Origin of the sequence: Nonomuraea sp. NPDC049158 (assembly GCF_040648335.1) — a bacterium.
Lineage (GTDB): Bacteria > Actinomycetota > Actinomycetes > Streptosporangiales > Streptosporangiaceae > Nonomuraea.
Genome location: NZ_JBEZDM010000058.1, coordinates 43,452 through 50,386 on the forward strand (window position 1 = coordinate 43,452; position 6,935 = coordinate 50,386).

Here is a 6,935-nt window from a genome sequence, read left to right on the forward strand (position 1 = left end):
TTCCGCCCCGGCAGGCGGTAGCGATTGTGGCTTCCGCCTCGGCAGGCGGTAGCGATTACTCGGTGGGGGGATGGCGGTAGACGTTGACGAGGAATCGGCTGAGGTCGCCGCGGTGGAACCCGGTGAACCTCTCCAGCGGATTGCCCGCGTCGTCGAACGCCACGCTGCGCAGAATCAGCAAGGGAGCCCCCGGAAGGACCTGCAATGCCTCGGCCATCGCCTCGCTCGCGATGCCGGCCTCTATCGACCGCTGCCCGGTCGCGAACTGGACGCCGTACTTGCGCTCCAGCAGGCCGTACAGCGAGATGTTCGACAGATCCTCGTCGAGGATGAGCTTGCCGACGGACAACGGCAACTGCGTGATGGTCAGCGCCCACGGCTCGGTGTTCACCATCCGCAGGCGCTCGATCTCGACGATGGTCGTGCCTGGCGTCACTCCGAGCTCGGCGGCGGCCGCCGTGCTGGCCGGCACCGTTTCCAGCCGCCGTACGGCGATGGTCTGCTCGCCGCTGCGGCCGCGGACATCCTCCTCGAAGTGGCCGATCATCGCGTGCCCGAAGCCCTCGGACGTCTTGCGGTCGGCGACGAACGTGCCCCGGCCCTTCACCCGCGAGATGACGCCCTCGACCTCGAGTCCTTGCAGCGCCTGGCGGACGACACTGCGTGAGACGCCGTATCGCTCGCACAGCTCGAAGTCGCCGGGCAGCCGATCACCCGGTTCGAGCCCACGCGCCGCGATGTCCTGGATCATCAGCTGTTTGAGCTGATGGTAGAACGGCAACGCCGAGCCGCGATCGATGCTAGGAGGAGGCAGCACGGTCACGACGATAGTCCCTGATCTACCCGCAAGGCACTCGCCCTTTCGCGACGTCTTCCGTCGCACTCACGGCCATCAGAGCCTCGAACGTCGGGCCGATGGAGAGACAGGCGACCTCGAGCGGCTCACCGAACCGCTCCGCGCGCTGACCATCTCGGGCACCTCACCGACCGTCTGACCTGGGACTACTGCTGGCTCATCTGTTCCAGAGTTGTTTCGAGAGTGTTGACATCCTGTACGGACAGGATAACACTGCTGGCTGCGGGACCGGTGGCATATCGGCCCGTTCCGGGGGCTTCGACTCTTGAGCAATGGAGCAAAAAATGGCCATTCGTCCGCGTACTGCCGCGCTCTTCGCGGTGGTGCTCGTGGTGGTGCTCGGGGTGGTGGGTGTCATCGTGCACAACGCGACCCGGAGTTCGACCAGCTCGTCCGACACGGTGACGTGGTGGGTACCCGACTGGGACTCGGAGGTCGCCGCGACGCTCGTGCGGCGCTTCGAGAGCGAGAACCCGTCGTTGCGCGTCGAAGTGGTGAAGACCACGGGCGACACGGTCGCGAACAAGGTGTCCGTCGCGCTGGACGCGGGCAACACGCCCGACCTGATCACCGAGTCGATCGCGCGTACCAAGACCTACATCGGCAAGGGCCAGCTGGCGGACCTGACCAGCCTGTACGGCACCGCGATGCCGAAGTCGGACTTCGCGCCCGGCCTGACCGACGTGGTGGCCGTCGACGGCAAGACCTACGCGGTGCCCTACCGCTGGGCGACCAACGCCCTCATCTACAACACCGACCTGTTCGCCAAGGCCGGTATCGCGAGCCCGCCCACGACCTGGGCGGAGTTCGTCGCCGACGCCAAGAAGCTCACCACGTCGACGGTCGCCGGCACGGCGTGGCCGATGCAGGGTGACCCGAGCGACCTGTCGTTGCGCTTCCTCGACTTCGCCCTGCAGGGCGGGACGACGTTCGAGAACGGCACGCCGAAGCTCACGCAGGACTCCGTCGAGCGGGCTCTGGAGCTCATGGGCACCTCCGTCACCAAGGGGTACGCCACGAAGAGCTCCTTCGAGCTGGACAACACGGGCATCCGCGACCTGTTCCTCCAGGGACGCATCGGGATGTATCTAGGCGGCGTCTTCGACGCCGACACGGCGGCGCGCCAGAAGTTCCCGGTCGGCACCGCGCTCGCCCCCGGCCCGAGCGGCCCCGGCATCCAGGAGGGCGTCGGCTGGGCCTACATCGTCCCGAAGGCCGCCAAGAACATCGACGGCGCCAAGAAACTCGCGTCCTTCCTCGGGCGCCCCGAGAACATGGCGAGCCTGACCCTGACCTTCCCGGCCCGGGTGAGCGCGGCGAGTGACGCCAAGTTCAAGACGGACGTCCGCAAGGCTTACGGCGAGCAGCTGGCCAAGCACTCCATCCCCGCCCCCAACAATCCGCGCTGGACCGCGATGATCCCGTTCGTGCACGACACGATCCAGGAGGTCGCACTCGGGTCCAAGACCCCGCAGCAGGGAGCTGCCGCGATCATGACAGAAGCCAAGAAGAATCTCGGCCCGGCCTGATGAGCACAGCCGAGACGATAAGCCGGACCGGCCGGCTGGACATGAGGGCGACCCGTCGTGGGATCGGGCTCATGCTCCCGGCCGCGGGGCTGATGGCGGTCCTGACCGTCGTCCCGGTCATCGCGGTCCTGGAGCGCGCCCTGACCAGCACGGAGGCGTTCGGCCAGCTGTTCGACGCGCCCAATTTCGGGCGCACGATGCTCAACACCCTCGTGTGGACGCTGGTCTCCGTCGCCGGAGCGCTGCTGATCGGGTACGCGGCGGCGCTGCTGCTGCGCTCACCGTTCCTGCGGCTGCGCGGGGCGTGGCGGGGCCTGTTCATGATCCCGTGGATCATCCCGGGCGTCGTCGGCGCGACCGTCTGGAGCTGGAGCCTGTCCAGCGACTACGGCCTGGTCAACCACTGGCTCATGCAGGCCGGAGTCATCCAGCAGCCGATCGCCTGGCTGTCCAACCCCGACGTCGTGCTCTATGCCGTCGCCCTGATCCAGATCTGGACCACGGCACCCTTCGTGATGCTCATGGTCTCGGCGGCCCTGACCGGCATCCCGGCCGAACGGTACGAGGCCGCCAAGCTGGACGGCGCGTCAGGCCGGCAGATCCTGGCCTACATCGTCCTGCCGGCGATCCGCTCGACGACCTGGATCGCGGTGCTGACGCTCGTCACGTGGGCGCTCAACTCCTTCACCATCATCTGGGTCACGACGAGCGGCGGACCGGCCGGCGCCTCGACGATCCTGCCGATCCTGCTGTACGAGGCCTTCCAGCGTGGCGACCAGTCGATGGTCTCCGCGATCGCCGTACTGCAGCTGGTGATCTGCGCCGTCTTCGTCGCCATCTACGCCCGAGCCATGCGATCCGACCTGGAGGAGTTGTCATGACCCGGTCCTTCGCCCGGCATCCGCTTCTCGCGGTGCTCACCTGGGTCACGCTCGCCGTCCTGCTCGGCTGGACGCTCTGGCCGATCGTCCTGATGGCCTTCACCTCGTTCAAGCCCGGCAACGAGATCTTCGCGATCCCGCCGACGCTCACCCCGCAGCACTGGACGCTCGACAACTACGTGAAGGTCTTCACGGACTCGTCGATGCCCCACGCCCTGATGAACTCGATCGTCGTGGGTCTGCTCGTCGCGGGCGCCACGCTCATCCTGTGTTTCAGCGCCGGGTACGCGCTGGCCCGGTTCAAGTTCAAGGCCGCCCGTCCCGTCGCGCTGTTCATCCTCATCGGGCAACTGGTGCCGCTGACGGTGCTGCTGCTGCCGCTGTACAAGATGGTCAACGGGATGCAGCTGCTGGACACGACGATCGGGCTCGCGCTGGTCCACCTCACGATCACCGTACCCCTGGTGACGTGGATGATCCGCAACCAGATCACGGCGATCCCGATCGAGATCGAGGAGGCGGCGGAGATCGACGGCTGCTCGCGGCTGGACGCCGTGAGCTATGTGACACTCCCCATCGCCGCGCCAGGGCTGGCCGCCGCGGGCATGTTCGCCTTTCTGCAGTCCTGGCACGAGTTCCTGTTCGCCTCGGTGTTCGCCGCGTCGGACTCCGCGCGGACCGCGCCCGTGGCGTTGACGGAGTTCGCGACCGAGTACCACGTCGACTGGGGTTCGACGATGGCGGCCTCCGTCGTGCTGACCGTTCCCGTGGTCATCGTCTTCATCGCGCTGCAGCGCTACCTCGTCGGCGGACTGACCAGCGGCGCGGTCAAGGGCTGACGGTCGGCCGAACCGCGCTTCGAAGAGAGAGCACTGACACTTATGAAGATCCTTGACGTCCGCTGCGCAGTCATCGGGGACAGTCCGATCGTCCGCGTGGTCACCGACGAGGGCATCGAGGGTTTCGGCGAGATCGAGCATTCGAAGCCGCCGATCCAGCACCTCATCGGCGTATATGCGGATCTCCTGCTCGGCCAGGACCCCACCGACGTCGAGCGGTGCATGCTGCGGATCCGCCGGCTCGGCGGCTTCAAGCCCTGGGGCAGCATCGTCTCCGCGATCGAGATCGCCCTGTGGGACGTGGCCGGCAAGGCGGCCGGCCTGCCCGTGCACAAGCTGCTGGGCGGCAAGGTACGCGACCGCGTCCGCGTCTACAACGGAGGCGTACGACCTCCCCTGCTGGGCCACGAGCCCGAGGACTACGCCGCGTCGATGGCCGTCATGGCCGCCGCGCCGGAAGGCTTCACCCTGTTCAAGGAGGGCGTCGGCTTCCACGGCTTCATGGCGCCGAACGTGTCGGACTTCTTCTACGGGGACCTACGCGAGGGCCCCAAGCACCCGAACCGCGGCATGCTGACAGAGAAGGGCATCGCTCACATCGTCGCCTGCGTCCAGGCGATGAAAGACGTGCTCGGCGAGGGCCGCGGTCTGGCGCTCGACATGGGGCCGGGATTCACCGTCCCGGACGCCATCACGGTGTTGCGGGCGCTCGAACCGCTCCACATCGTGTGGGCCGAGGACCTGCTCAGCGGCGACGGCGTGCCCTGGGTCGACGCCGCCCAGTATCGGGAGATCACCCGGGCCACGAACGTACGGACACACACCGGCGAGCAGATCTACCTGCGCAACAACTACAAAGAGCTGATCTCGACCCAGGCCGTACGGGTCATCGGGCCCGATCCCGGCGACGTCGGCGGCATCGCGGAGCTGAAATGGGTCGCGGAGTACGCCGACCTCCACGGGATCGAGATCGCTCCGCACGGCGTCAGCAGCGGGCTGTTCGGGCTGGCGGCCCTGGTACAGGTGTGCGCGACGCTCCCGGACAACTTCATCGCCTTCGAGTACCCGGTCCCGACCCAGGACTGGTGGTACTCGATCGTCCATGGCCTGCCGGACCCGATCGTCATGGACGGGTTCATCACGGTCGGCTCCGCACCGGGTCTCGGCATCGACATCGACCGTGACGCGGCGCTGGCCCACATGGACCCGGCAGACCACCACTTCTTCGACTGGATCCCCCGGAGCTGAGCCCTATGCGCGAATCAAACCACTTCGACCGGATCCCACGGAGCTGAGACTTATGCGCGAATCCGACCACCAGGCCCCCACCCGTCCGCTGGGTGCGACCGGGCTGCACATCACGCCGCTGACGATCGGTGGCGCACCTCTCGGCTCGATGCCGGGCAACTTCGGCCGCGACGTATCCCCGGAGACGGGCATCGCCACGGCACTGGCCGCCCTCCGGGGACCGGTCCGCGCCCTGGACACCTCGGCCGCGTACAGCGCGGGAGAATCGGAGCGCCGCATCGGCGCGGCGATCCGGCAGGCCGGTGGCCTGCCCGAGGGGTACGTCCTGTCGACGAAGATCGCCCGTGACCTCGACTCCGGCACGTTCGACGGAGCGCAGGCCCGGCGGTCGATCAAGGAGAGCCTGACCCGCCTCGGACTCGACCAGGTGCCGCTGCTGTACCTGCACGATCCGGAGAAGAACGACTTCGACCAGATCATGGAGCCCGGCGGACCCGTGGACGTGCTGAGGGACCTGCGCGAGCGCGGCATCGCCCGCTCGATCGGCGTCGCCGGCGGCGAGCTCGCGACGATCGAGCGGTACGTCCGCACCGGGTTCTTCGACGTCGTCCTCACGCACAACCGGTGGACCCTGGTCAACCGGTCGGCTGGGCCGCTCATCGACCTCGCCACGTCGATGGGGCTCGGAGTCGTCAACGCCGCCGTGTTCGGCGGCGGAATCCTCGCGGCGGGCGCCACCGCCTCACAGCGCTACGCCTACCGGGAGGCGCCGGCCGAACTCCTCCAGGCGATCGAGGAGATGGAAGCAGCCTGCCGCGACCACCAGGTGCCGCTGGCCGCGGCCGCGATCCAGTTCTCGACCCGCGATCGGCGGATCGCCAGCACCATCATCGGCGCGTCGCGTCCGGAACGCGTCGAGCAGGCGGTCGGGCTCGCGTCGACGGCCATACCGGAGGCGCTCTGGGCCGACCTGGACGTCATCACGGCCCAAATCGACCCGGCCACCCTGCCCGCCTGACGACCTCCTTGAGACCCGATCACTCCCCGCCCTCCTGACGATCTCCCGGATCGGGTCATTCTGCCCGCCTAGCGAACTTCAAGCCCCGGCCACCTGCCCCCTGACGTTCGTTCTCCGACGATCAGCACCGACGACGAGGAAACTCCCATGTCCCATGCCCCCGCGCAGCCGCTGCGTGTCCTGCTCTTCGGCTACGGCCTGGCGGGCCAGGTGTTCCACGGCCCGCTGCTCACCGCCGGCGGCGACTACACGATCGACGTTATCGTGACGTCCGACCCTGCCCGTTCCGCTGCGGCCCGCGCCGCCCATCCCGGCGCCCAAGTCGTGGCCGACGCCGATGCGGCGTTCGCGCTCGCCGGGGACTGCGACCTCGCCGTGGTGTGCACACCGAACGACACCCACGTCGAGCTGGCCCGCCGCGCGCTCGACGAAGGACTGCACGTCGTCGTCGACAAGCCGCTCGCCCTGACCGTAAAAGTCTTTCCTAGCGCTGCGCGCTTGCCCTGCTGGGGTGAAAATCGGGGTGTGGTTGCCCGCCGACGTCGATCGCTTCATGGCGCCGCA

Annotated in this window: 7 protein-coding genes; 6 read left to right on the plus strand and 1 reads right to left on the minus strand. The window is 68.0% G+C overall.

What is annotated here, in order from left to right; translation table 11 throughout:
- Nucleotides 1-55: 55 nt before the first annotated feature.
- Nucleotides 56-817 (minus strand): GntR family transcriptional regulator, encoded by a 762-nt coding sequence (locus tag AB0B61_RS54285; RefSeq protein WP_358449628.1) that lies wholly within the window; start codon nucleotides 815-817, stop codon nucleotides 56-58.
- Between the two features lie 323 nt (nucleotides 818-1,140).
- On the opposite strand from AB0B61_RS54285, the gene AB0B61_RS54290 reads away from it, so the two are divergent.
- The 6 genes from AB0B61_RS54290 to AB0B61_RS54315 form a co-directional block, all read left to right on the plus strand.
- Nucleotides 1,141-2,385 carry a sugar ABC transporter substrate-binding protein gene (locus tag AB0B61_RS54290; RefSeq protein WP_358449630.1) on the plus strand — a complete coding sequence of 415 codons (1,245 nt, stop codon included), beginning with the start codon at nucleotides 1,141-1,143 and terminating at the stop codon, nucleotides 2,383-2,385.
- A 71-nt stretch (nucleotides 2,386-2,456) separates the two neighbouring features.
- Nucleotides 2,457-3,266, plus strand: coding sequence for a sugar ABC transporter permease (locus tag AB0B61_RS54295; RefSeq protein ID WP_358449632.1), 810 nt, complete (start codon nucleotides 2,457-2,459; stop codon nucleotides 3,264-3,266).
- Nucleotides 3,263-4,105, plus strand: coding sequence for a carbohydrate ABC transporter permease (locus tag AB0B61_RS54300; RefSeq protein ID WP_358449634.1), 843 nt, complete (start codon nucleotides 3,263-3,265; stop codon nucleotides 4,103-4,105). The genes AB0B61_RS54295 and AB0B61_RS54300 overlap by 4 nt, the downstream gene beginning before the upstream one ends.
- A 42-nt stretch (nucleotides 4,106-4,147) precedes the next feature.
- Nucleotides 4,148-5,353: a mandelate racemase/muconate lactonizing enzyme family protein gene (locus AB0B61_RS54305; RefSeq protein ID WP_358449636.1), complete on the plus strand. Its 1,206-nt coding sequence runs from the start codon at nucleotides 4,148-4,150 to the stop codon at nucleotides 5,351-5,353.
- Nucleotides 5,354-5,405: 52 nt separating this feature from the next.
- Entirely contained in the window at nucleotides 5,406-6,371 is a 966-nt protein-coding gene (locus tag AB0B61_RS54310) for an aldo/keto reductase (RefSeq protein WP_358449638.1), read from the plus strand.
- Nucleotides 6,372-6,518: 147 nt separating this feature from the next.
- The coding region (locus AB0B61_RS54315) for a Gfo/Idh/MocA family oxidoreductase (RefSeq protein ID WP_358449640.1) at nucleotides 6,519-6,935 on the plus strand (417 nt) is incomplete at its 3' end.